This window comes from Sphingopyxis lindanitolerans (assembly GCF_002993885.1).
In the GTDB taxonomy this organism is placed as follows: domain Bacteria; phylum Pseudomonadota; class Alphaproteobacteria; order Sphingomonadales; family Sphingomonadaceae; genus Sphingopyxis; species Sphingopyxis lindanitolerans.
The window spans coordinates 1639995-1665429 of sequence record NZ_CM009578.1 but is presented as its reverse complement, the minus strand read 5'-3'; the positions used below and the strand labels follow the sequence as shown (position 1 = coordinate 1665429).

Annotated in this window: 25 protein-coding genes and 1 pseudogene; 25 read left to right on the top strand and 1 reads right to left on the bottom strand. The window is 62.7% G+C overall.

The window, feature by feature from the left end:
* Positions 1-201: 201 nt before the first annotated feature.
* Genes trbB through CVO77_RS08000 form a run of 11 tightly spaced genes read left to right on the top strand, consistent with a single transcriptional unit; the run spans position 202 to position 9444 of the window.
* The gene (gene trbB / locus CVO77_RS08050) at positions 202-1185 is read left to right on the top strand and encodes a P-type conjugative transfer ATPase TrbB (RefSeq protein WP_037557689.1); all 984 of its coding nucleotides are present in this window, start codon (positions 202-204) and stop codon (positions 1183-1185) included.
* Positions 1182-1514, top strand: a complete 333-nt coding sequence (locus CVO77_RS08045; RefSeq protein WP_105998658.1) for a TrbC/VirB2 family type IV secretion system protein — start codon at positions 1182-1184, stop codon at positions 1512-1514. Before trbB ends, CVO77_RS08045 begins: the two co-directional genes overlap by 4 nt.
* Complete coding sequence (locus CVO77_RS08040) at positions 1514-1783, top strand: VirB3 family type IV secretion system protein (RefSeq protein ID WP_105998657.1); 270 nt, start codon at positions 1514-1516, stop codon at positions 1781-1783. Before CVO77_RS08045 ends, CVO77_RS08040 begins: the two co-directional genes overlap by 1 nt.
* Complete coding sequence (gene trbE / locus CVO77_RS08035; protein WP_105998656.1) at positions 1780-4224, top strand: conjugal transfer protein TrbE; 2445 nt, start codon at positions 1780-1782, stop codon at positions 4222-4224. The genes CVO77_RS08040 and trbE overlap by 4 nt, the downstream gene beginning before the upstream one ends.
* A 5-nt stretch (positions 4225-4229) precedes the next feature.
* Positions 4230-4946: a P-type conjugative transfer protein TrbJ gene (gene trbJ, locus CVO77_RS08030; RefSeq protein ID WP_105998655.1), complete on the top strand. Its 717-nt coding sequence runs from the start codon at positions 4230-4232 to the stop codon at positions 4944-4946.
* Between the two features lies 1 nt (position 4947).
* On the top strand, positions 4948-5190 hold the full coding sequence (gene trbK-alt, locus CVO77_RS21905) for a putative entry exclusion protein TrbK-alt (protein ID WP_105998654.1): 243 nt from the start codon (positions 4948-4950) through the stop codon (positions 5188-5190).
* Between the two features lie 5 nt (positions 5191-5195).
* Positions 5196-6476, top strand: a complete 1281-nt coding sequence (gene trbL, locus CVO77_RS08020) for a P-type conjugative transfer protein TrbL (protein ID WP_105998653.1) — start codon at positions 5196-5198, stop codon at positions 6474-6476.
* 4 nt (positions 6477-6480) lie between these two features.
* Positions 6481-7164, top strand: coding sequence for a conjugal transfer protein TrbF (gene trbF / locus CVO77_RS08015; RefSeq protein WP_105998652.1), 684 nt, complete (start codon positions 6481-6483; stop codon positions 7162-7164).
* Positions 7161-8015 (top strand): P-type conjugative transfer protein TrbG, encoded by an 855-nt coding sequence (trbG, locus tag CVO77_RS08010; protein ID WP_105998651.1) that lies wholly within the window; start codon positions 7161-7163, stop codon positions 8013-8015. Before trbF ends, trbG begins: the two co-directional genes overlap by 4 nt.
* Positions 8012-9226: a TraB/TrbI/VirB10 family type IV secretion system protein gene (locus CVO77_RS08005; protein WP_242446145.1), complete on the top strand. Its 1215-nt coding sequence runs from the start codon at positions 8012-8014 to the stop codon at positions 9224-9226. Before trbG ends, CVO77_RS08005 begins: the two co-directional genes overlap by 4 nt.
* On the top strand, positions 9223-9444 hold the full coding sequence (locus CVO77_RS08000) for a DUF2274 domain-containing protein (RefSeq protein ID WP_105998650.1): 222 nt from the start codon (positions 9223-9225) through the stop codon (positions 9442-9444). Before CVO77_RS08005 ends, CVO77_RS08000 begins: the two co-directional genes overlap by 4 nt.
* 356 nt (positions 9445-9800) lie before the next feature.
* Here the strand turns inward: CVO77_RS08000 and CVO77_RS07995 are convergent, their stop codons facing one another.
* Positions 9801-10613, bottom strand: a complete 813-nt coding sequence (locus CVO77_RS07995) for an alpha/beta hydrolase (protein WP_037557590.1) — start codon at positions 10611-10613, stop codon at positions 9801-9803.
* A 1489-nt stretch (positions 10614-12102) separates the two neighbouring features.
* Here CVO77_RS07995 and CVO77_RS07990 point away from each other — a divergent pair.
* The 14 genes and pseudogenes from CVO77_RS07990 (at position 12103) to CVO77_RS07935 (ending at position 25304) form a co-directional block, all read left to right on the top strand.
* The gene (locus CVO77_RS07990; protein WP_052182489.1) at positions 12103-12963 is read left to right on the top strand and encodes a VOC family protein; all 861 of its coding nucleotides are present in this window, start codon (positions 12103-12105) and stop codon (positions 12961-12963) included.
* Positions 12960-13817, top strand: coding sequence for a VOC family protein (locus CVO77_RS07985; protein ID WP_105998649.1), 858 nt, complete (start codon positions 12960-12962; stop codon positions 13815-13817). Before CVO77_RS07990 ends, CVO77_RS07985 begins: the two co-directional genes overlap by 4 nt.
* 92 nt (positions 13818-13909) lie before the next feature.
* The gene (locus CVO77_RS21600) at positions 13910-14194 is read left to right on the top strand and encodes a hypothetical protein (RefSeq protein ID WP_476712791.1); all 285 of its coding nucleotides are present in this window, start codon (positions 13910-13912) and stop codon (positions 14192-14194) included.
* Positions 14185-14229: pseudogene (locus CVO77_RS21985) on the top strand (hypothetical protein); the annotation flags it as partial. The gene CVO77_RS21600 and the pseudogene CVO77_RS21985, both read left to right, overlap by 10 nt.
* A 33-nt stretch (positions 14230-14262) precedes the next feature.
* Positions 14263-15099 carry an SRPBCC family protein gene (locus CVO77_RS07980; protein WP_242446178.1) on the top strand — a complete coding sequence of 279 codons (837 nt, stop codon included), beginning with the start codon at positions 14263-14265 and terminating at the stop codon, positions 15097-15099.
* On the top strand, positions 15096-15590 hold the full coding sequence (locus tag CVO77_RS07975; protein ID WP_105998648.1) for an aromatic-ring-hydroxylating dioxygenase subunit beta: 495 nt from the start codon (positions 15096-15098) through the stop codon (positions 15588-15590). Before CVO77_RS07980 ends, CVO77_RS07975 begins: the two co-directional genes overlap by 4 nt.
* Before the next feature lie 57 nt (positions 15591-15647).
* Positions 15648-17852: a TonB-dependent receptor gene (locus CVO77_RS07970; protein ID WP_242446144.1), complete on the top strand. Its 2205-nt coding sequence runs from the start codon at positions 15648-15650 to the stop codon at positions 17850-17852.
* 50 nt (positions 17853-17902) lie between these two features.
* Positions 17903-19360 (top strand): aldehyde dehydrogenase family protein, encoded by a 1458-nt coding sequence (locus CVO77_RS07965; RefSeq protein WP_105998647.1) that lies wholly within the window; start codon positions 17903-17905, stop codon positions 19358-19360.
* Between the two features lie 20 nt (positions 19361-19380).
* A complete protein-coding gene (locus CVO77_RS07960) occupies positions 19381-20757 on the top strand; it encodes a spinster family MFS transporter (RefSeq protein WP_197411507.1) in 1377 nt (458 codons plus the stop codon).
* A gap of 6 nt (positions 20758-20763) precedes the next feature.
* Positions 20764-22212, top strand: a complete 1449-nt coding sequence (locus CVO77_RS07955) for an aromatic ring-hydroxylating oxygenase subunit alpha (protein ID WP_197709672.1) — start codon at positions 20764-20766, stop codon at positions 22210-22212.
* A gap of 1 nt (position 22213) precedes the next feature.
* Entirely contained in the window at positions 22214-22762 is a 549-nt protein-coding gene (locus CVO77_RS07950) for an aromatic-ring-hydroxylating dioxygenase subunit beta (protein WP_158258022.1), read from the top strand.
* The gene (locus tag CVO77_RS07945) at positions 22759-23769 is read left to right on the top strand and encodes a PdxA family dehydrogenase (protein ID WP_105998645.1); all 1011 of its coding nucleotides are present in this window, start codon (positions 22759-22761) and stop codon (positions 23767-23769) included. Before CVO77_RS07950 ends, CVO77_RS07945 begins: the two co-directional genes overlap by 4 nt.
* Positions 23753-24454 (top strand): class II aldolase/adducin family protein, encoded by a 702-nt coding sequence (locus tag CVO77_RS07940; protein ID WP_037557627.1) that lies wholly within the window; start codon positions 23753-23755, stop codon positions 24452-24454. The genes CVO77_RS07945 and CVO77_RS07940 overlap by 17 nt, the downstream gene beginning before the upstream one ends.
* Positions 24455-24521: 67 nt before the next feature.
* Positions 24522-25304, top strand: coding sequence for an SDR family NAD(P)-dependent oxidoreductase (locus tag CVO77_RS07935; protein ID WP_197709671.1), 783 nt, complete (start codon positions 24522-24524; stop codon positions 25302-25304).
* The last annotated feature ends 131 nt before the right edge of the window (positions 25305-25435 follow it).

Sequence of the window (25435 nt, the reverse complement as noted above, 5' to 3'; positions counted from 1 at the left end):
CTGTTGTCAAAATCGGGCGTTTCACAAGTTCCACCATGATTTTTATCCGTTCCGATGCGGATCGACCTACGCCACGGCCTGTCTTTCTACGAGACGGTACGACGGCGCGAAAACCTTGTTGAATTTGGGTTTTCTCTGCGTCTCTTACTCATCCCCGTCGAGCCGGGCATCATCGCCAAGGCTCATGAAACGGGGTTCCCGATGGGCGCAGAACCAATCCGGCTGGAGGCACGTCACCGCAGCGCGCGCATGCTGCGCACCGCGATGGGCGGTGCGATCGCGGATTGGCTCGCCGACCGCGAGGTCATCGAAATCATGCTCAATCCCGACGGTCGGCTGTGGGTCGACCGCCTCGGCCAAGGGATCGAGGACAGCGGTGAAACACTGAGCGCCGCCGATGGCGAGCGCATCATTCGTCTCGTCGCGCATCATGTCGGCGCCGAAGTGCATGGCAGCGCGCCGCGCGTATCGGCCGAGCTGCCCGAAGGAGGCGAGCGTTTCGAGGGATTGTTGCCGCCGGTCGTTGCCGCGCCGACCTTTGCGATCCGCAAACCGGCAATCGCGGTCTTCACGCTCGGCGATTATGTGAACTCGGGCATCATGTCGGCGGATGCTGCGGACATACTTCGCTGCGGCGTGCGTGACCGGCTCAACATCCTCGTTGCGGGCGGCACCGGGACCGGCAAGACGACGCTGACCAACGCGTTGCTCGCCGAGATTGCGGGCAGCCGCGACCGGATCGTGTTGATCGAGGACACGCGCGAACTGCAGTGCGCGGCGCCCAATCTCGTCGCGATGCGCACCAAGGACGGTGTCGCATCGCTGTCCGATCTCGTCCGCTCTTCGCTGCGCCTCCGGCCCGACCGCATTCCGATCGGCGAGGTGCGCGGCGCCGAAGCGCTGGATCTCCTGAAAGCATGGGGCACCGGTCATCCCGGCGGTGTCGGAACGATCCATGCCGGAAGTGCACTTGGCGCGCTCCGCCGCATGGAGCAGCTCATCCAGGAAGCCGTGATCACGGTCCCGCGTGCTCTGCTCGCCGAAACAATCAATCTGGTCGCCGTGCTCGTCCGCGACGGAACGGGCCGGCGCCTCGCCGAACTCGCCCGCATCGACGGGTTCGACCGGCTGAACCTCGAATATCGGCTGACCCCGCTCATCACCCCTGAAGGAGAAAATCGATGATCCATGCCCTCCGGCATGGCGCGCGCCGCGCCATGCTCTGCTCCACCGCGCTCTTCGTCGCGCTTGCGGTGTCGGTTCCCGCCCATGCCGGCGGCTCGTCGATGCCGTGGGAAGCGCCGCTCCAGTCGATCCTCGAAAGCATCGAGGGACCGGTGGCGAAGATCGTCGCGGTGATCATCATCATCGTCACGGGGCTCAGCCTAGCGTTTGGCGACACCTCGGGCGGCTTCCGCCGGCTCGTCCAGATCGTCTTCGGCCTGTCGATCGCCTTCGCTGCCTCGAGTTTCTTCCTGTCCTTCTTCTCCTTCGGCGGCGGAGCGCTCGTCTGATGAGCCGGGAAGGGGAAGTGCCGGGCTTCTTTGCGCCGGTCCACCGGGCGCTGGCCGAGCCCATCCTGCTCGGCGGCGCGCCGCGTAGCCTCGCGATCGTCAATGGCACGCTTGCCGGGGCAATTGGTCTCGGCCTGCGCCTCTGGCTCGCCGGGCTCGCGATCTGGGCGATCGGCCACGCCCTCTCGGTCTGGGCCGCGCGCCATGACCCGCAGTTTGTTGACGTCGCCCGGCGTCACCTCAAATATCCCGTCTGGATGCGCTCATGATGAATCTCTCCGAATATCGCACGAAATCCGCCCGCCTCGCCGATTTTCTCCCTTGGGTCTGCCTGGTGGCGGAGGGCGTGGTGCTGAACAAGGACGGCGCGTTCCAGCGCACGGCGCGCTTCCGCGGCCCCGACCTCGACAGCGCCACGCCCGCCGAACTCGTGGCGGTCACCGCGCGCCTCAACAGCGCGCTGCGGCGCCTCGGGTCGGGCTGGGCAGTCTTCGTCGAAGCCCAGCGTGTGCCCGCGGTGACCTATCCGGTGTCCGAGTTCCCCGATGCGGTGTCCGAGCTGGTCGATGTCGAACGCCGCGAGCAGTTCCGCGAGGAAGGCGCCCATTTCGAGAGCTTCTATTATCTGACCCTCTTGTGGATGCCGCCGGCAGAGGAAGCGGCGCGCGCCGAGTACTGGCTCTATGAGGGCCGCTCGAAGACCGGCGTCGACCCCAAGGAATTGCTGAAAAGCTTCGTCGATCGCACGGGGCGCATGCTCCATCTCGTCGAGGGCTTCATGCCCGAGGCCGAATGGCTGGATGACGGCGAGACATTAACCTACCTCCACAGCTGTGTCTCGACCAAGGTCCAGCACGTCCGGGTGCCCGAGACGCCTGCCTATCTCGACGCGCTGCTCGCCGACGAAGCGCTCGTCGGCGGGCTCGAGCCGCGGCTCGGCGATCATCATCTGCGCACCCTCACCATCACCGGCTTCCCGAGCGTCACCTTCCCGGGCCTGCTCGACGAATTGAACCGCCAAGCGTTCGCCTATCGCTGGTCCTCGCGCGCCATCATGCTCGACAAGACCGACGCGACCAAGCTGCTGACCAAGATCCGGCGGCAATGGTTCGCCAAGCGCAAGTCGGTCGCCGCGATCCTCAAGGAGGTGATGACCAACGAGGCCTCTGTCCTGATGGACAGCGATGCCTCGAACAAGGCGGCCGACGCCGACATGGCACTGCAGGAGCTTGGCGCCGACGAGGCGGGCATCGCCTATGTCACCGCGACGATCACCGTCTGGGATCGCGATCCGGCGCTCGCGGCCGAGAAGCTGCGCCTCGTCGAGAAAATCGTTCAGAGCCGCGACTTCACCTGCACGGTGGAAGGCGTCAATGCGCTCGAGGCCTGGTTCGGGAGCCTCCCCGGCCATGTCTATGCCAATGTTCGCCAGCCCCCGATTTCCACCCTTAATCTTGCCCATCTCATTCCCTTGTCGGCGGTGTGGGCGGGGGCGGAACGGGACGAGCATTTCGGTGATGCCCCCTTGCTTTACGGCAAGACCGAAGGCTCGACCCCGTTCCGCTTTTCGCTGCACGTCGGCGACGTCGGTCATTGCCTCGTCGTCGGCCCGACGGGTGCGGGCAAGTCGGTCCTGCTCGCGCTGATGGCGCTCCAGTTCCGCCGCTACGAGGGCAACCAGATATTCGCCTTCGATTATGGCGGTTCGATCCGCGCCGCGGCGATTGCCATGCGCGGCGATTGGCAGGATCTTGGCGGCGCGCTGCACGATGCCGGCAGCGCCGGGTCGGTCGCTCTGCAACCGCTGGCGCGCATCGACGAGGCCGCGGAGCGCGCCTGGGCAGCCGAATGGCTCGCCGCCTTGCTCGCGGGCGAAGGGGTCGACGTCGATCCGGCCGCGAAGGAGCATCTCTGGTCGGCGCTCACGTCGCTCGCGACGGCGCCAATCCGCGAGCGCACGCTGACCGGTCTTGCCGTCCTGCTCCAATCGCAAGAGCTGAAGCTCGCGCTTTCGCCCTATCTCGTGGGCGGTCCCTGGGGACGGCTGCTCGACGCCGAGGCCGAGCATCTTGGCGATGCGCGTGTTCAGGCGCTCGAAACCGAAGGGCTGGTCGGCGCCTCGTCGGCGGCCTCGGTCCTCGCCTATCTGTTCCACCGCATCGAGGGCCGCCTCGACGGCTCACCGACGCTGATCATCATCGACGAAGGCTGGCTCGTGCTCGACAGCCCCGCCTTCGCGGCGCAGCTGCGCGAGTGGCTGAAGACGCTCCGCAAGAAAAATGCGAGCGTGATCTTCGCGACGCAAAGCCTCGCCGATATCGAGGGCTCGCGCATTGCGCCGGCGATCATCGAGAGCTGCCCGACACGCATTTTCCTGCCCAACGAACGCGCCGCCGAGCCTCAGATCGCGCGGGTCTATGAACGCTTCGGGCTCAACGATCGCCAGATCGAGATATTGAGCCGCGCAACGCCGAAGCGCGACTATTATTGCCAGTCGCGACGCGGCAACCGGCTGTTCGAACTCGGCCTCGGCGACATCGCACTCGCTTTCACCGCCGCCTCTTCAAAGACCGATCAGATCAAGATCGGCGAGTTGATCGAGACGCGCGGCCATGCCGATTTCGCCGAATTCTGGCTCCGCCACCGCGGACTTCATTGGGCCGCCGATCTGCTTGCGAACCTCGAAACCCCCGACCAGCCGAAGGAGTGATTGCCATGAAATGTGTGAAGAACCGCGTGCTGCTTGCTGCCCTGCTCACCGGAACGACCTTGATCGCGAGCGGGGTAACCGTCCCCGCCGCGGCGCAGATCGGCGGTATCGTCCACGATCCGCGCAATTATGCACAGAATATCCTGACCGCCGCGCGCACCCTCGAGCAGATCAATAATCAGATCAGCATGTTGCAGAATCAGGCGACGTCGCTGGCGAACGAGGCGCGCAATCTGACGGGCCTGCCCGTCTCGACGCTGCAGGAATTGCAGGGCCAGGTCGATCGCACCCGCCAATTGCTGAGCGATGCGCAGCGCGTGGCTTATGACGTCGGCGATATCCAGACCGCCTTCAATGCCCGCTACAAGGGCGCAGCCTTGTCGGGGCCGCAGGCCGCGATGGTCGCCAACGCCGAGGCGCGTTGGAACGACAGCGTCGGCGCGTTCCAGGATGCGATGAAGGTGCAGGCTGGCGTCGTCACCAACATCGGCGGCACGCGCCAGTCGATCGGAACCCTCGTCTCGGCGAGCCAGTCGGCGACCGGCGCCTTGCAGGCGGCGCAGGCGGGCAACCAGATCCTCGCCGTCCAGTCGCAGCAGCTCTCCGACCTTACCGCCGCGCTCGCCGCGCAGGGCCGCGCGCAGATGCTCGACGCTGCGCGCAGCGCCGCCGCCGAGGCCGAAGGCCGCGAGCGCTTCCGCCGCTTCCGCAAAGGCAATTGAGATGGGCCGGGCGGCGAAGATAGCGGCGGTCGCGGTGCTGGGCGGCCTGCTCATGACGCTGGCAATTCTGCATGCGTCTTCGCCGCCTACGCCTCGTGGGCCCGTCCCCCCGATCTCCAGGGCGGGCGCACACCCGGCAGCCGCCGACGTGGCGGAGCGCTGCCGCACGGTCACGGTCGCCGATGCGGACTGTGAAGCGGCTTGGGACGCCAAGCGCCGCCATTTCTTTGGCCAGAAGGACTAATCGCCATGGAAGATACCGGCGTCATCGACCAGTTTCTGTCAGTCTTTTCGACCTATATCGACAGCGGCTTCGGCCTGCTTGGCGGCGAGGTCGGCTTCCTGTCCTCGACGCTCATCGTGGTCGATGTGACGATTGCCGCGCTCTTCTGGGCGTGGGGCACCGACGAGGACATCATCCAGCGGCTCGTCAAGAAGACGCTCTATATCGGCGTCTTCGCCTTCATCATCGGCAACTTCCAGGCGCTTGCCGTCATCATGCTCGAAAGCTTCGCTGGCCTCGGCCTCAAGGCGAGCGGCGGCGCGATGGCGATCGGCGACTTCATGCGTCCGGGCGTGGTCGCCGCGACCGGCATAGATGCGGCGCAGCCCCTGCTCGATGCGTCGGCGGACCTCGTCGGCCCGGTCGGTCTCTTCACCAACTTCGTGCAGATCATGATCCTGCTGATCGCCTGGGTGATCGTCGTCCTCGCCTTCTTCATCCTCGCGGTGCAGGTTTTCGTCACCATTTTGGAATTCAAGCTGGTGACGCTCGCGGGCTTCGTGTTGCTGCCGTTCGCCTTCTTCGGCCGCACCGCCTTCATGGCCGAACGCGTGCTTGGCCACATCATATCCTCGGGCATCAAGGTGCTCGTCCTCGCGGTGATCACCGGCATCGGGGTGACCCTGTTCGACCGCTTCATGCAAGCCGGCCTCGGTCCGGAGCCTGACATCGAACAGGTCATGGCGATCGCGCTCGGCGCACTGACGCTGCTCGGCCTCGGCATCTTCGGCCCCTCGATCGCCAACGGCATTGTCGCCGGCGGTCCGCAACTCGGAGCAGGGGCCGCCGCCGGCACCGCAGTCGCCGCAGGCGCAACGCTTGCCGCCGGGGCGGCTGGCGCGACCCTGGCCACCGGCGCGGCTGCAGCGGCGGCGCGCGGCACCGCTGCTGCTGGTGCCCGCGGAGCGGGGAGCGCGTCGACAGCTTATGCGGCGGGCGCGGCCGGGAAGAGCGGAGCGAAGGCCATCGGCGGGGGACTTGCGAATGTGGCACGTACGGCAGCCAGCGGCGCAGCTTCACCTATTCGCAGCATGGCCGAACGGGTTCGCGCGAATTTCGCGGCGGGCCGCGACGGTCCGACCGATAGCGCGGCGCCAGCGCAAGCCGCGAGCGCGCCTCCGGCCTGGGCGGCTGCAATGCGTAGGCGCCAGACCATGACGCATGGCGCGACCATCGGCGCGCAGACTCTCAAGAGCGGCGACAGCCACGGGGCCGGCTCGGCGCCGAACATCACCGAAAAGGACTGATCCCATGTTCAAAAGACCCACCAATCATTATGGCCGCGCGCCCGAGCCGGTCACGCCTTACCAGCGCGCCGCGCAAGTGTGGGACGATCGGATCGGTTCGGCGCGCGTCCAGGCAAAGAACTGGCGGCTCGCCTTCTTCGGCTCGCTCATCATCTCCGGTGGTCTTGCCGGCGGCCTCGTCTGGCAGTCCGCCCGCGGGACGATCACGCCCTGGGTCGTCGAGGTCGACAAGCTCGGTGAAGCGCGCGCGGTCGCGCCCGCCGACGGCGATTATCAGCCGACCGATCCGCAGGTCGCGTTCCATCTCGCGCGCTTCATCGAACATGTTCGTAGCATTCCCGCCGATCCGGTCGTGCTGCGGGCCGACTGGCTCAGCGCTTATGATTTTACGACCGCGACCGGAGCGCAGGCGCTCAATGATTATGCCCGCACCAACGATCCCTTTGCCGAGGTCGGCAAGGTCCAGGTCGCAGTCGACGTGTCGAGCGTCATTCGGGCTTCGAAGGACAGCTTCCGCATCGCTTGGAGCGAGCGCCGCTATCAGGATGGCAGTCTCGTCGAGCACTCGCGCTGGTCGGCGATCGTGACCGTCGCGATTCGGCCGCCGCGCACGCCCGACGCGCTTCGCCGCAACCCGATCGGGCTTTTTGTCAATGCTATCAACTGGTCGAAGGAACTCAGCCAATGAGGAAATTTCATTCGTTTTCCGTCGCGGTCGCGGCCGCCTTCTTGCTGACGGCGTGGCCGGCCAAAGCGGGCGATGCCGCCGGTCCCCGCCAGCGGGTCGGCCGCGCTAACGCCGAAGCGCGCGTGCAGCCCGACCGCCAAGGCTATCGCAATGCGATCCAGCAATATCCTTGGTCGGAAGGAGCGTTGTTTCAGGTCTACACTGCGCCCGGCCAGGTCACCGATATCGTGCTGCAGGAAGGCGAGCAGCTTGTCGGCCCGGGACCGGTGGCTTCGGGAGACACGGTGCGCTGGATCATCGGCGACACGGTGAGCGGCGCCGGAGCCAAGCGCCGGGTTCATATCCTCGTGAAGCCAACGCGGACCGACATCACCACCAATATGATCATCAACACCGACCGGCGCACCTATCATGTCGAACTCCGCGCGACGGCCGCCGCCTATATGGCGTCAGTCTCCTGGACCTATCCCGCCGATGATCTCATCGCCTTGCAGGCCGCAGCAGCGGAAGCGGCCAGAGCTGCGCCCGTGGCCGGAGGCATCGATTTGGCGGCGCTTAATTTTCGCTATCGCATCGCGGGCGACAAGGTCGCCTGGCGGCCCGTGCGCGCGTTCGACGACACGCGCCAGCTGTTTATCGAGTTCGGCGAGGGCGTTGCAACAGGCGACATGCCGCCGCTTTTCGTGATCGGCGGGAGTGGCGAGGCGGAGCTTGTGAACTACCGGGTACAGGGGCGCTACATGATCGTCGACCGCCTTTTAGAGCGCGGCGAACTCCGGCTGGGCGCCGGCAAGCAGGCGCGTGTCGTCCGCATCGAGCGTGAAATGCCGCGCCGCCGGGTGCGGTCGTGACCGGGCCGGAAAGCGAGGCGGTGGCGCCAGCCGACGCGCCGGAAGCGGGCGAGCGCACGGCGCCCGGCCCGGAGCTCGATCCTTTTCGGCTACGCGGCGACACGCCGCGGGTCATGCGGCTTTCGCGCAAGACGCTCGCGATGATCGGCGCTGCCGGCTGCACCGCGATCGGCGGCGCTCTGCTCTGGGCGCTGCAACCCGTAGCCCCGAAGACCGCCGAGAACCTCTACACGCCCGATGGAGCGAACCGCGCCGAAGTCGTCACCGGTGCGCCCGCCGACTATGGCAAGGTGCCGAAGCTCGGACCGCCGCTACCCGGCGATCTCGGGCGGCCGATCGTCTCGGCGCAGCAGAACGGCGAAACGATTCCGGTGCCGCCGATGGGAAATCCGCCCGCCGACGAGGCGCGCGATCGGGCGCGGCTGGAGCGCGAGGCCGCCACGGCGAGCCGGATATTCCTTGGAGGAGGGGCCTCGGGCGCGCCGGTGGCGGACGCGCAGCGTGGATCGATCGAACCGTCCGCCGCGACCATGTCGGCACCCGAAGGTGGCGCGCGGACTCCGGCGGCGGCGCGGCGCGCCTTTCTCGCGGGCGGCTCCGCCGAACCGTTCGAGAGTGCCGAGCGCGTTCATGCGCCTGCTTCGCCATACATCCTCCAGGCGGGAAGTCTCATTCCGGCCGCACTGATCACTGGGATCAGGTCCGACCTTCCCGGACAGGTCACGGCGCAGGTGACCCAGAATGTCTATGATAGCCCGACGGGTCGCATTCTCCTCATTCCGCAGGGTGCCCGGCTGATCGGCGACTATGAGAGCGAAATATCCGTGGGGCAGGAGCGCGTCTTGCTGGCCTGGAACCGGTTGATCCTGCCCGGTGGCCGATCGATCCGGCTCGATCGTCAGCCCGGCGCCGATGCGCGGGGCATGGCGGGGCTTGCCGATCGCACCGACCATCATTGGGGGTCGATGCTGCGCGCGGCGCTCGTCTCTACGTTGCTCGGCGTCGGAGCCGAACTTGGCTCGGACGGGGATGATGCGCTCGTGCGGGCGCTTCGCGACGGGCCGCAGGATACAGTCAACCAGTCGGGACGGCGGCTCGTCGAGCGTCAGATGAACATCTCGCCAACCCTCACGATCCGCCCCGGCTTCGCTTTGCGGGTCCTTGTCACACGCGATCTGATACTCGAACCGCCGGCAGGTGCGGCCCCATGAGCAAGCTGCGCCTAGGCCCCATCGCCGACGACAAGCCCGTGAAGCTGTCGATCGAATTGCCGGGATCCCTCCATCGCGAATTGCTAGTCTATGCCGAGGTGCATGCGAAGGCCAATGGCCTCTCGGCGCCTATGGCGCCGGAAAAGATCGCGGTGCCGATGATCGAGCGCTTTATCGCGACCGATCGTGGATTTGCGACGGAACGGCGGCGGCGCTGAGTGTCTGCGGCGTCATCCTCACGTCGGTCAGGCGTGATCACCCATATGTGTTCGTTCAAACCGCTGGCGGCGGTGCGCCAAAGAAAAGACGCCCGCGCGATCGAAACCGTGCGGGCGTCAGATGAAGATCTCTGTTTCCTGAAAGGAAGAGCTCTTCTGGGTCGCACCGCGCGGATAGCGTCGCGAGCCGACCGATAATTGTACGGCAGCGCCAAAAGATACCCTGGAGCTCAAACCGTTGTCGGCTTTCGGTTAGTTTCAGTCAGAAACCCGGCGATCTCCGATCGGCCAAGACCAGCGATTCCCCTGAGTAGCGAACATTCCGGGGAGAGGGGGTCATTTCTTGCCCTATTTGCTCAAAGAATTCCTGTGTCCTTTAGCCAATCTTCCACGAGCGTCGGCCATCGCTCAACGGGATGACGCAGCGGGCGCATGGCGAAGGCGTGCCCTCCCTTGGCAAAGAGATGGACTTCCGCTGGAACACCTGCCTCGTCCAGCGCTCGCGCATAGACTATGCTATTGCAAATCGGATCGACGGGATCGTCCCAAGCCTGAAGAAGAAATGTTGGCGGGGTCATCTTGGTAACTTTGATACCAGGATCAAGCGAGCCCCCCGATCTGCACAGGTGGCCTGGGAACATTGCGATGGCAAAATCGGGCCGGCTGCTCACTTTGTCTATTTCGTCGACCGGCTCATAAGCAGGTTCGAATATATTGCTGGTCTGCGCGACCAGATACCCTCCGGCTGAGAAGCCTATGACACCGATCTTGCGGGGGTTGATCTTGAGCTCGCTGGCGCGCGAGCGCACCAGGCGTATCGCACGCTGGGCGACCTGCAACGCAAGGAGGTGCTTGGGCGTCACTGCACAATGGCAGTCTTCATCATAATGGTGGCCGCTTTTGGGAACATGGTATTTGACGAGCACGCAAGTGGTGCCTCTTGAAGTCAGCCAGTCGCGAACTTCACTACCTTCCAGATCGATCGCGAGCTTGGAGAATCCTCCGCCGGGAAAAACCAGCATCGCTGTGCCATTGCCTGGTTGTTGGGCGGGAAACACCGTGAGAGTGGGCACAGTGACGTTGAAGGCGCCGGTAACCGGACGTCCGGCGAAGCGTTTCGGATTCGTTGCCGTTTCGCTATACTCTGGAGGAAGTTTGACATCCTCCATGTTCGGCGCCGCTCCAGGCCACGGTGGCGTCTGCTGATGGCCCGCTGGGGTTGCCACACGCCCTCCTCCCTGCCCTCAACGCTTGCCGTCTCGGGCATCTTTGTCGGGCCCTTAGCGTCAGGATCACGCGTCTCGGCCTCGCTGCAGCCAACAACGAAGCCTTGAAAGCACAAAAGGCCTGCTGGAATCACGCTTCGCTGCAATGAAATTCCGAACCGCCCCACATTCCGCATTTTCCTGCTTCCTCACCTCGGATCGCCACCGGAAAAATTTCTCCTGACGACATCCAACCCTTAATTGACCGGGTGACCAAAGGATGATTTCTCGGGCCAGCGTCCAATTTTTTTACGGACATGCCGTGGGTCGGCGATCAATCTCGCTAAACACGCGCCGCGCCTTTGAAGCCGCAGCGCGGTTGTCTGAACAACCTGAATAGGTCGATCGGGCAAGCACTGCTCGCGTCTCAGGCAGGGTGCGATACGGCGCGTCTGGGAGCTTCATCTCTTACCCCGAGCGATCGAAATCCTGCCCCAGCTGCGCGCCGAAGCCGACCTGATCTACGCGCGGCTGCTCCATATGATTTCACCGACTGAAATACGCGCGGTCCGCGCATTGCTGACGAAAATGTCAGGCAATCTCGAAAGCGGATCGGAAGACATGCCTCCTCGATAGAAGCACTGAAAGATTTGAAATGGCCGACGCCATTCATCGTCAGCAAGCCGATTTCCCCAATTGGCGCCGCTCGCGTTTGCGGCGGCGCACCGCCGCCGTTCTGCCCCCTCTGCACCAAATCGCCAGCACTGACGACTAACGAATTGCGAATATGGCGGCAGGGAGCCCTACCTACCTCTTGTCGTGTCAGCAAAATCGTCCGACCGAGCCGGCGATCTTTCGGCGGTGAGGGCCCTTCCTCGAGGCAGACCGCTCTTGGCTTCGCATGCCAACGCCAATTGACCGACGAGCCATTTTGTGCAACGTGTTGTCTACTAGGAAACGAATCTCTGCTTGGAGACCGACGTGGCTCAACCCGAGCGCTTCATGCGAGGACAGAGTGCCGGTGGCTGCGCTTGTGGCGACGGGCCGGTCTTTGAAGTGAGGCTGGGCGCCGACGGTCAGCCTCTGGCATTCGCCGACGCCTATCCCAACGCGCTTCCAATCCTGAAGAGGCTCGCACGCGGTCGGGTACCGAACAAGCTAGTGCTTCCCCTTTCGGCGGATCGCCCGACACGACACGTCTGATATCGGGGCAGCGGGGACTACCAGATCGCTCTCGACGGGCTCGCCGAAGCCGGCCGCTCTTTGCCTCGGGCCCTGCGCGTTGAAGGATCGAACGTTCGCGACGAGCGGGCGATAACAACCCTATGCTGCCGGATGCCGCTCAGCACATCGCCCCGGTCATGACGACACCCCTCTCGGGACTCGCGATAAGGCTTGCTTCGAATCAAAACAAACAGTACAGACTGACTGATTAGTGGATTTGAGGTGGCAAATGCTGGAGCAGCTACGGTTCGTACGGATCCCGGTTCAGTCGCTTAGCGAAGCCACGCGGCTCGCCGTTGATACCGTCGGCCTGCAGCACAGCGAACGGTTGCCGGAAGCCGAACGGTTCCGTTCTGACTCTCGGTCCTATTGCCTGGAGTTCGACGGTTCCGGGAGCAGCCTCCGGCCCAGCGTGGCGGTGTCGCTGAGAACCGTCGAGCAGCTGCAGGAAGTCTCCGGGAAACTCAGGGAGCGAAATTGGGATGTCGAGGCGATCCCTCACGATCTGTGTCGAAGCCGCCGCTATCACGCGGGGCTCGCCTGTCGCGACCTAAGCGGCAATCTCATCGAGCTGGTCGTTCGGGCCGAGGAGAGCGGCGAGCGATATTTTCCATCGCGCGATGCGGGAATTGTCGGCCTGTCACACGTGATCCTCGGCAGCCGGGACCCGGCGTCTGACGCCGCTGTGTGGGTGGACATCCTCGGAGCGCGGATCACCGATCGGGTGGGCGACGCAATCTACCTCGGCTGGGACGATCAGCATCACAGGATCATGATTGTGCCGAGCAAGCGCGAGAGCTTCCTCGTCGTGGGGTTTGAGGTCGAGAGCATCGACGCCGTGATGCAGTCGAAATATTTTCTCCTTGACCGGCAGGTCGGCATTGTCCGCGGCCCAGGCAAGGAACCCGCGAGCGGTGAAGTGTTTCTGACCTTCAGCGGGCCCTCGCCCGACAGCTATTTCACCTATTCGACCCGATCGGATCCGTCGCCCGTCGGACGCCGGCCACGGCAGTTTGCCGATTCTCCCGCCTCGCTATGCAGTTGGGGTTCGACCTCCAACCTCGAAGAATTGGGAGGAACGTTGCCATGACCATCAACATCATTGACATCGCTTATACTCGTCTCAAGACACCAGATGTCGCGGCCGCTACCGATTTCGCCACGCGAATACTTGGCCTGGAGCCTGTCGATCGCGCGGTTGATCGCCTGTCGTTTCGCTCCGACAGTCGCATGAGCACGCTGAGCTACGAGATCGGCGACCCGTCCGAAACGATTGTCGGCTTCGAATTGGCGAATGGGGAGGATCTCCTCAATGCGGCGAAAACGCTCGAAGCATTGGGGTATGAGGTGCGTCACGGATCGCATGAGGAACGCGAGCAGCGTCACGTTTCCGAATTCATAGCATTTCGTGACCCCAGTGGGGGTCGCATCGAATTCGCGGTTTCGCCGCAGATCGGTGGCAATGGCGCGCAGCTGTCTCGCGACGCGGGAATTACGGGTTTCAGTCATGTTGGTCTGTTCAGTCGGGATCCCGGTCGCGATGAGCATTTCTGGACGCAAATTTGCAATGCACGCGTCAGTGACCGGGTAGGCGAGCTCCCGCTGCTCCGTCTGAGCCAGATTCACCACAGCATCGCGCTCGTCCCCGCAGACCGGTGCGGTATCCAGCACATCAACCACCAGGTTCAGTCGATCGACGATGTGCAGCGCAGCTACGCGCTGCTTAGCCAGCATAAGGTTCCCATCGTCTTCGGGCCCGGCCGGCATCCGACTTCGGGCGCGCGGTTCGTATATTTCGAGGGTCCCGACGGGATGGTCTTTGAATATTCCGTCGGCGTGCGCGAGGTCGACGAAGAGACCTACAGGGAACGCCAGTTCGGCTTTGAACCGAAGAGCTTCTGCATGTGGGGCGCAACCCCGAAAATCAAGGAGTTGTCCACATAGACTTGGGCCCCGGTGGGCAGCGGGCATGGGATGAATGTGACCGCATCGCGAGGTGACGCGGGCGGCGAAATAGCAAAGAGAAAGGATGGGAGATGACGGTTCCGGAGGCTTATCTTCAAGACATTGTCTGGCCGGCAAATTTTAACGAAATCCCCAAGGAGATTTTCGTCCGGCAAGACCTCTACCAAGCCGAGATCGACCGGATTTTCCGTGGAGCCGAGTGGCATCCCGTTGCGCACGAAAGCGAAGTGCCGCACCCGGGGGACTTCAAAACCTGCAATCTTGCGGACGTCCCCCTGCTCATCATCCGCGGCGACGACGGACGGGTCAGGGCATCTTCAACGCCTGCTCACATCGCAGCACCCAGATCGAGGTAAAGCCTTCGGGCAATCGAGCCGAATTTGAATGCCCCTATCATCGGTGGCTGTTCAACAAAGAGGGCGAGTTGGTCGGCTGCCCCAATCAGCGCGAATTCATCCCCGGTTTCGACAAGAAAGACTATCCGCTGACCCAGCCGCGGCAGGAATCGGTCGGCGGCCTCCTGTTCGTGACGCTGTCGCCGGACACCGAAAGCCTCGACGACTTCCTGCAGGAAGCGAAAGGGTCGTTGCTGGACATCATGGCCGGTGACGGACGCCTCAAGCTGATTGGCTATCATCGGGTCCGGTATCTGACCAACTGGAAAGCCTATAGCGACAACGACGGCTATCATCCGCCGCTCCTGCACCAGGCGTTCACGATGCTCAACTGGCAGGGCGGCGCAGGCCGCCAGTATGCGACCACCGGACGTGGCCATTATTGCATCGAAACCGAGTTGACCGTTCCCCAGCCCACGAGCGTAATCCGCGATGCTTCGGTCATCGAGTTTCGCGACGAGGGGCGGCCAAAAAATGCCAGCGTGCTCGCTCTCTTTCCGATGCTCGTCGCCTCAAATTACCTGAACGTCATCAGCATCCGTTTCGCTACGCCTGTCGCAATCGACGAGGTGGAAGTCACCTACGCCTATTTCGCGCATCAGGACGACGATGAGGCGATGGTTTTGCACCGAATAAGGCAAAGCTCCAACGCGATCGGCCCGTCCGGCCTGATCAGTATGGAAGACGCCTCGGTTTTCCACCGGGTCCAGATCGGCAATCGCACCCCCGGCAAGGCCATCTTCCAAAAAGGCGTCACCGATCCATCCCGGCTCGGGTTCGAATTCCGTCAGAACGACGAGAGCGGCAATCTTCCGCACTGGGAATATTATCGCGCCGCCATGGGCTTCCGGAGGAGGGAGGCATGACGCGCTTGACGCTCGACGAGCTCGCGCGGCTCGATGAACTCCAGTCGGCATATATGTCGGCACTGGACGGGAAGAAAATGCGGTCGTGGCTCGACACGTTCGAAGATGATCCGAGCGCGAGTTACATCTGCATCGCGCGCAACGATGTAGAGAGCGGCCTGCGCGTGGCGATGATGCTCGACGACTGCCGCGACAGGTTAATCGATCGCTGCACCTTCATCGAAGACATATGGGCGGGTACATTCCAGGACTATCGTACCCGGCATTTCGTTCAGCGCGTGCACGCCGGCCGCCGCGCGGATGGTCTCGTCGACATGGTCTCGAACTTCTCCGTGATCTTTACCCCCGACGATACCGGGCTGCCGCAGCAGCTGGCCGCCGGGACCTACGAGGACATTATTCGAATGGAAGACGATCAATGTCGCTTTCTGTCGCGGAACGCGGTGACCGACAACGCGGTCGTGCCGCGGTATCTGGTGTTTCCTTTGTGAGTGGTGACAGAATAACCTTATAAATCAATGACTAAATAATCGGGAGGGAGACCGAAAATGAAAGGCCTTTTTGCATCCAAAGCGCTGCTGATGATGACGGCAGCCGTGACCGCCGCGCCATCCATGGCGCAAACGGCGCCCGTTGGCGGTTTGTCCGCGCCCAGCCCGTCGGCCCCAGCCGAGGATCAGGATCAAACCTCGACGCAGAGCGGCCTCGTAGATATCGTCGTGACCGCGACGCGCCGGGAACAGAAGTTGCAGGATGTGCCGGTCGCGGTGACCGCCGTGACTTCGGAATCGCTTGGCCGTTCGGGTGCGGCCGACATCCGGAATCTCACTCAGGTCGTGCCCGGCTTCTTCGGTGGCCGCGCTGCGGGCGTGTTCCTGCCCGTTATCCGCGGGGTGGGGTCGAGCAGTATTTCGGTCGGGGACGAGTCAAACGTCGCAACCTATGTCGATGGAATCTACCAGGGAGACCCATTTTCCACCTGGACCGATCTCGTCAAGGTCGACCGCGTCGAGGTCCTGCGCGGGCCGCAGGGGACAATATTCGGTCGGAACGCGACGGGCGGGTTGATCAATGTCATTACGCCTGATCCCAGTTTCGACTTCAGCGGCATGGTTTCGGCGCGCGCGGCCGCCCTCGAGACGGGCGACGGAGACTATAATGTGCGCGGCTATCTGACTGGTGGCCTGTCCGATACGATTGCAGCCGATATCGCCGGAATTTACCGCAAAACGGACAGTTTTGTCGACGATCTCGTGCGCGGTGGGAAAGCTGGCGGCTATCAGGTTGTCGATGTCCGCAGCAAGCTGATGTACCGCGGCGAGAACGGAACCAAGATCGTCCTCACGGGAGAATATTTCGATCGCAAGGGCTCGGAGAATGTCTACCAGCCCTATGAGAATAACACGGCAGGTCGAGCCTTTCCCGGCGCGATCCTCCCGTTGAAACCCTGGCAGCTGTCCGCCGATCTGCGCCCCTCGCTCGCCACCCGGCGATACAGTGTCGCCTTGCAGACACGCTTCGATCTAGGCGGGGTCAATCTGGAGACGACCGGGGCATATGCCTCCAACCGAACCTCTCAGGCGACGGATTCGGATTCGTCGAATATCTTGCTCGCGACTTTTGTGGCCCCCAAAATCGCTTCGGAATATTATAGTCAGGAAGTGCGCCTGCTCTCGTCCGGCTCCGGGCCGCTTCAATGGATCGCTGGTTTATATGCCTTCCACCTCTCCGGCGACGCCAACTTCATTCTGAGCAGTCGCGCTGATCCGAGCCAGCCACTGCTCGTGCGCACATTCGACCCCGTCCTGAAGACGACCTCCTATGCCGGATTCGCCGAGGCGACGCTTGAGGTCGTCCCGCGCCTGTTCGTGACGGGCGGCATTCGCTACACCCATGAGAAAAGAAGTTTCGATCAGATCGTAAACGGCGTCGCCCTTTTTCCGCAGACAGCGGAAAAATCCTTTAACAGGGTCACGTATAAAGGCACGGTCCGGTTCGAAATCGGACCGGACACGAATATCTACGCGACCTACAGCACCGGCTTCAAAAGCGGTGTGTTCAACATGACTGGCGTGTCGCCTCTCGCGGTCGATCCCGAGACGCTCAAAGCCCTCGAAGGCGGTATCAAGTCTGACATCACGCCCTGGCTGCGCGCCAATCTCGCCTTGTATCGTTATGATTATAAGGATTTGCAGGTCACTGCCCGCGATCCGTTGGGTCCCGGTTATGTCCTGCAGAACGCCGCGAACGCCACTCTTTACGGCGGCGAACTCGAAACCACTTTGGCGCCAACCGATCATTTCCGGGTCAACGCGGCGGTCGCCTACGCCCATGCGGAATATGACGATTTTCCGCTCGCGCAAGTTTTCATTCCCCGGCCAACGGGAGGCAATATCGTGTCGCAAGCGGATGTGTCGGGCAACCGCCTACCGCGGGCACCTCGCTGGACCTTTAACATCGCTCCAAGTCTCGACGTACCGCTCGCATCGGGAATGTTGAACATCAACGGCACCCTGTTCCGCAGTTCGGTCGTCTATTTCGACTTCCTGAATTCCGTGAAGCAGGATCCCTATACGGCGATCAACAGCGAAATTTCGTGGCGAACGGATGACGAAAAGTTTCGGTTCTCGATCTGGGCGACGAATTTGACCAATGAGAAGATCATCCAGGAAGTTCGGCCCGGCGCGCTTGGCACCGATCTCAGGTACGAGCTCCCCCGGCGTATCGGCGCCGGCGTCGAAGTGAAATTCTGATGCGATCGCCGGTCATAGGCTGGCTCGCCCCTCCAGTATTGAGAGCATAGATGGCAATTCCAGATCAGTACGACCTTTACTATGATGGCGGGTGGCATGCACCGACGGCGGGCGGGTACAGCCCCTCGCACAATCCGGCCAACGGCTCGCTCATCGCACATGTCGCGCAGGCAGAAAGCGAGGATGTCGACCGGGCAGTCCTCGCTGCCGCCGTCGGATCGAGGGTCTGGCGCGATGTGCCACCCCTCGAACGTGCCCGGCTGCTGCGCGAAGTAGCGGCAGTCATTCGCCAGAATGCAAAGGAATTGGCGCAACTCGATGCTCTCGATTGCGGCAACCCAGTCCGCGAACTGGCGGCCGACTCCCATGTGGCAGCCGCGCTCATCGACTATTTCGCCGGGCTGGTGACGGAGATGAAAGGTGCTTCGGTCCCCGTCGGACCCGATGCGGTCAACTTCTCCGTCAGGCAGCCATTTGGCGTCGTCGCCCGCATTCTGGCCTTCAATCATCCGTTTCTGTTCTGCGCCGGCAAGGTTGCCGCTCCCCTCGCTGCCGGCAATGCGGTAATCGTCAAGCCATCCGAACAGGCTCCCCTTTCAGCACTCCGCTTCGCCGAGCTGATCGACGGTTTGTTGCCGTCGGGTACGTTCAGCGTCCTTACGGGAGGAGCCGAAACGGGGGCGGCGTTAGCGGCCCACCCCAAGGTGGCGATGATCAGCCTGGTGGGGAGCGCGGCTGCAGGTCGCGCTCTAATGCGCGAGGCCAGTCCCACGCTCAAGCCAGTCTTGCTCGAACTTGGCGGCAAAAATGCCCTGATCGCCTATGGCGATGCCGATCCCGCCGAAGTAGCAAAAGCCTTAATCCAGGGGATGAATTTTGCGTGGTGCGGTCAATCGTGCGGGTCGACGAGCCGGGCACTCATACATGAGGATATCTACGACGCGGTTCTGGCTCGCATCGAGGAGGAAGCCCGGCGGTTTCAGCCGGGCGATCCGTCCAACGAGGCGACTTCGATGGGCGCGATCATTAGCGCGAAACAGCATGAGCGCATAGTCGGATTCATCGATAGCGCCCAGGCGGAAGGCGCTCGCCTGATATGCGGCGGGGGGCCACCAGCCGACCAAGCTCTTGCGCGCGGCCTGTACATCGAGCCGACGGTGTTTGCCGACGTTACCCCTGACATGCGCTTGGCCCGCGAAGAGGTTTTCGGGCCGGTGCTCGGAATCCTGCGATGGTCCGACGAGCCGACGATGATCGAGGTCGTCAACGAACTGGAGTATGGATTGACCTGCTCCATCTGGACACGAGATCTCGAACGCGCGCACCGCACCGCCATGGCCGTCGACGTAGGCTATGTCTGGATCAACGAGACCTCACGCCACATTCTTGGAGCCCCTTTCGGCGGAATGAAACAGTCGGGCATCGGCCGTGAGGAATGCCTCGGCGAACTGCTGGCGTTCACCCAGGAGAAAAATATCTTCATCTCGTTGGGATCAGGCAACCGGTGACGGGCGGGGGCGCGCCTCCTGTGCTGCAACCGGCGCTCGGCACAGCACGCACGCCGCCTGGCGAGGGCGAAGCCGCGCTGGCTGTGGCGGGGGCGGCTTTCCGCCGCCGCATCGCCATGTTTTTCCTGACCTTTGCTCTCACACTCAACTTTGTTGACCGGCAGATCGTCAACATTCTAGCCGAACCGATCCGGGAAGAGTTGCAGCTGGCGGACTGGCAAATCGGGCTGATGTCGGGCCTTGCCTTTGCCTTGCTTTATAGCGTCGCCGGAATCCCGCTCGCGCGCTGGGCGGATCGCGGCAACCGGCCAAAGATCATGGCATTTTCCGTTCTCGTCTGGAGCGGGTTCACCATCGCCTGCAGCCTCGCGCGAAGCTTTCCCCAACTTTTGGTGGGGCGTGTCGGAGTGGGGATTGGCGAGGCCGGCCTGACACCTGCCGCAAATTCGCTCATCGTCGATTATTACCCACCCGAGCGGCGCGCGTCGGCGCTTTCGCTCTACTATCTTGGCGTGCCGTTGGGAACGTTGGCGGGGATGGCATTGGGAGGGCTGGTTGCCGATGCCTATGGCTGGCGCACCGCCTTTCTGGTGGCCGGCATACCAGGTGTCGTCCTTGCCCCCTTTTTGCTGCTGGTTTTGCGCGAACCGCGCAAGGCGCACGCCGCTCTGTTGCGAACGGCGCCGCCGGGCGCTCTCGCGGCGGTAAAGACGCTTTGGGCGGTTCGCACCTACCGGCTCATCGTGATCGCGACTGCGCTGCAAGCCGCGGTAGGATATGGCTTCGGACCTTTCATCGCATCTTTTTTTATCCGCAATCATGGCCCGGAGATCGTCGCCATGGCCACCCAGGCCGGGATGGGGGTTTCGGGGTTCCTGGGCCTGACGCTCGGTCTTTCCACAGGTCTCGCAGGCGCCGCCGGCGTGTGGCTCGGTGGGTTGCTGGCCGATCGGTTCGGCCGGAGCGACGTCCGAGCCTATGTAACCATCCCTGCGTTTGCGTCGCTGGCGGCCCTTCCCTGTTATGCCGTCATCTTCAGCATCGACAGTGGCGCGCTGGCGCTTGCGGGCCTTGCGCTTCCCAACATGCTAGGGGCCATGTGGATGGGCCCGGTCCACAGTACCCAGCAAAGCGTCTCACCGCCGGAGATCCGTGGCGGCGCGACCGCCCTCTTCCTTCTGGTCTTGAACCTGGTCGGCGTGGGTTTGGGACCGCTGTTCGTCGGGACGGCCAGCGACGCGATCTCGTGGCAGTTCGATCAAGATTCCGGCAGGAGTTTGCGTGCCGCCCTCATCCTTACAAGCCTGGTCGCACCATTCTCCGCATTTCTTTTCTGGCGCGCGCGGTCGTCGATCGGGCGCGACATGACCAGGTGGAAGGCCGTCAATCCAGTGTGACACAAATTGTTCATCATCATTGTCTGGAGAATGAAATTGTCAGCGGAAAATCATCTAGCAATGGGCGCCGGCGGCACCTTGCCGGCCGGCAAGGGCGATCGCGCGCCGTCAGGACCGCACCGCATGCCGGACCGCCTCGACATACGCGGCCGCGACTATGACGCGGCAGGCCTGCGATCGCTTGTGGCACCGGGCTGGATTCATTCGGCGGTGTATACCGACGCGAAGATTTTCAATCTTGAACTCGAGCGGATTTTCCACACCGGTTGGCTGTTCATCGGCCATGAGAGCGAGATTGCAAAAACGGGCGAGTTCAAGCGTCGGCAGATGGGCCGTCAACCGGTCATTTTTGTTCGCGGCCAGGATGGCGAGATCCGCGTTTTCCTGAACCGCTGCCGACACAGGGGCGCAATCGTCTGCGAGGTGGACGAAGGCAGGGACAGCTTTTTCCGCTGCTGGTATCACGGCTGGACCTATTCCAATGCTGGCGAACTGGTCAGCGTTTCCGGGCCCGACGGCTATGGGCCGAGTTTCGACGCCAGCGAAAACGGTCTCACGCCGGTGCCGCGGGTCGAAAATTATCGCGGCTTCATATTCGCGGCTTTGAGCGAAAAGGTCCTTCCGCTCGAGGACTATCTCGGCAACGCAGCCAAGGTGATCGACATCCTGGTCGACGCGGCGCCGGGCGGAGAGTTGAGCGTGCGAGCCGGATCGAACCGGACGATCTATAAAGGAAATTGGAAGCAGGTCGGGATGGATGGATATCATCCGTTGTTCGTCCATGCCTCGGTGCTGGCGACATGGGAACGACACACCGATTCGGGTCACAGCCTCGGTGCCACGCACAGTGCGAACCCCTTCGACTTCGACGGAATCTCGGAAACGCGCGACTTCGGTCATGGCCACACGATGCTCGATTTCCGTAAGCATCGGCTCAAGCACTCGGGAAAATATCGCGCGCTTCTGGAAAACACGCCGGGAGGGGCAGACTATATCGACGCGCTCTATGCAGAGCATGATGTTGCCTGGGCGGACATGCTGCTTGCCATGGCGGGCGATCCTCACGTCGGCGTTTTTCCAAACCTGCAACTGATCAACAACCAGATCCGGATCGTTAATCCCCTGTCTGTCGACGAGACCGAGGTCGTGATGTTCCCTGTGCTGTTCTCCAACGTCAGCACCGAAATCAATGCGCTGCGACTTCGCCAGCATGAATCCTTTTATGGACCCGCAGGATCCGGATCGACAGACGACGCCGAGATTTTCGAGCGGGTGCAACTCGGCCTGGAGGCTAATCTCGATCCGTGGATCAATATATCGCGCGGGATGGAGCGCGAGTGGGTTGATGAAGATGGGACGATCGTCGGACATGTTTCCGACGAGGTTCCGCAGCGCGCTCAGATCCGGCAATGGCTGGCGATGATGGCCGAAGAATCGCCCGATGGGAGGCGTTAGGATGAACATGGTAGCAGCAGATCTTTGCGATATCACCGTCTTCTCGGAATTGAAGGAGAGCCGGGCAATCCTGCCCGGGAGCGACATTTTCGGCAAAATCGAAGCATTTTTGTATTTTGAGGCCGAGTTGATGGACAGCCACGCCTATGACGATTGGCTCGCGCTCTGGGAGCCGGGCGGACTCTACTGGGTTCCCTCCAATCAGGCCGACCTCGACCCGGATCGGTCCGTCTCGATCATCTACGAGCATTATGACCAGATCTCGGATCGAATATTCCGCCTGAAGGATAAGCGGATGCATTCGCAAAGTCCGAAGTCGCGTCTGATCCGCATCGTCTCGAACATTACGGTCACCGCATCCGGCGGATCCGATGTCCTTGTCAGTTCAAACTTCATCCTGGGCGAGGCGCGCTCCGGTCAGCATCAATCCTTGTTCGCGCGCGCGACCCACCTCCTGAAACAGGGGGCCGATGGCTTCAAAATCTTGGGCAAGAAGGTCTATCTGATCAACAATGATGCGCCCATGCGCAATGTGACCTTCCTGCTATGAGAGGTGCAGGCGAAGGAGCGGGCAAGCCGCGCCGTGAGCAGCCACTCATCGCTACCGTCATTGGCGATCCGGCGGGTATCGGTCCAGAGGTCTGTGTCAAGGCACTCGCCGCCGGCAACCACGCGGCGCGGCACCTATTGATCGGAAGCATCGACGCTGTCCGGTTCGCGGCCGCGGCGAGCGGGATTAGCCCTCCCATCTACCAGGTGGAAACGCCGGATGAGGTGTCCGATGCGGTTGGCGAAATCGCCGTTCTCGACCACGGCTCGCTGGCGAGGGGGGCATGGGATATCGGACAGTCGGGCGCCGCTTCGGGCCGGGCGGTGATAGAATGGATCCGCTTGGCCGAGCAATTGGCTCGCAATGGAGAGATCGATGGCTGGATCATGGCCCCGGTCGACTCGCAATCACTCAAGGCGTCTGGCGAAATATCGTCCATCGACGATCTTCAGCCGGCTGGAACCTATCTATTGCGAGTCAGCCCCTCGTTGCGGATCGTTCCAATCACCGAGCATATCAGCATCGCCGAGGTCCCGGGCACTGTCTCTGCCGCGGCGGTGTCGTCGCTGATCGGTCTCGTTGACGAGACTTTCAGGCGTTGGGGCGTCAATGCCCCCAGGATCGGCGTCGCCGGCCTGAATCCGCACGCGATGGGAACTGAAGAAGTGCGCGAGATCGCGCCGGCGGTCGAACGGGAGCGCGCGGCGGGGCGCCGCGTCGAGGGGCCGGTGTCGCCCGATTCGATATTTCGTCTTGCCATGGAGGGACGATACGACGTTGTTGTCTCAATGTATCATGACCAGGGCCAGATTGCGCTCAAGACGGCTGCCTTCGAAGGCGCGTGCACCATCTATATCGGCCTCGATTATGTTCATCTGACCGTACCGCACGGATCTGCCATGGAAATTGCGGGACAGGGCATCGCCCAGCACGCCAGCATGGCCTCCGCGATGAAGATGGCCGAATCACTCTGCTTCGGGAGAGGGTTTTATGCCGGCGACGATTGACCCCGGACTTCAGATGCAGGTGCGCATGGCGGCGCGCGGCCTGGCGCACGCCGGGCTCGTGCACGCGTTCGGCCATTGCAGTGCGCGCATCGATGCGCGGCACTTTCTTGTCTGTGCCGCAATGCCCATGGGGCTTATCAAGGACGAACCCGGTACTATTGTCTCGGTCGATGGCGCCCTTCCCCAAAAAGTGCTTGGCGAAGTGCGCGCGCACCAGGCGATTTATGCCGCGCGGTCCGATGTCGGCGGCATTTGTCGCATCATGCCCGCCGCCACCATGTCGTTGTCGACGCTCGGGATCACACCGGCGGCGCGGCACGGCCTAGGCGCCTATTTCGCTCCCCGGCCGCCGCTTTGGGACGATCCCAGGCTCCTGCGCGACGACGCTTCAGCGAGAAATCTTGCAATTGCCCTTGGCGAGGCTCGTGCGATCGTCATGCGAGGAAATGGAGCGATTACGGTCGGGCAAGATCTGAAGGAAGCTGCGACTTTTGCCTTCTTCCTCGAAGACGCCGCGCGGGTAGAGCGCGACGTGCGCTCGATGGGGTTCGGCCCTCAACACGGGCTTCTCGATGAAGACGAGATACGCGCGCGCCAGACCCTGGCCGGCGGCGTCGTTGAGCGGATGTGGAGTTGGCTGACGGCGATGGACGTGACCGAAGGTCGAGGAGCAAGCGGCGGATGACGTCAGGCGCGGTGCTCGCATATGCGCCGTTGCCTCGCCCGAATACCAGCAAGAAAGAGGAAACGATATGACCGACATGACCAAGACAGACACCTTCGCGGGGCGCGTCGCGCTCATCACGGGCGCGGGACAAGGAATCGGGCGGGTTTTCGCCAAAGGCTTCGCGCGCGCCGGTGCGAAAATCGCCATCGTCGAACTGAACGAAGACAGCGGACGGTCGGTAGCGGCCGAGGTCGAAGCGGCATGTGGCGCCGGCACCGTTATCGCCATTCGGGCCGATGTGGCCGATCCGGCAGCCGTCGACGCCGCCATAGCGGAGACATTGGAGGCCTTTGGCCGCATTGACATCGCCATCAACAATGCGGCGATCTTCTCGACGCTGAAAATGCGGCCCTTCGAGGAAATCCCGTTTGACGAGTGGAGACAGGTCATGCGCGTGAACGTCGATGGCGTAATGCTGGTGTCCAAGGCGTGCGCGCCGGTAATGCGAGGTAATCGTCATGGGCGCATCATCAACATCTCGTCCGGGGTGGTGACTATGGGCCGACCGCACTATTTACATTATGTGGCTTCCAAAGCGGCGGTGGTCGGTATGACGCGCGCCATGGCGCGTGAACTCGGCGCCGACGGGATCACGGTGAATGCGCTGCTTCCGGGCGCAACCTTCACGGAGATCGAGCGCGAGACGGTGACGCCCGCGCAAAAGACCCAGATATTGAACATGCAGTGCATCAAGCGCCACGAGACCGCAGACGACTTGCTCGCCGCAGCGCTTTACCTCGCGTCCGACGGCGCAGAATTTGTGACGGGCCAGTCGATAGCCGTCGATGGCGGTACGACGTTTCGCTGAACAGGCCCGCAACGAGGCGGGCGGAATGGCCAGCCGGGTGCGGACGGCATCTTGTTGCATCTCGCAGCTATGACTTTGACAAGCCCGATAGGAAAGCTATGCCATCTGTACGTTCGGCCGCATGAGGGTCT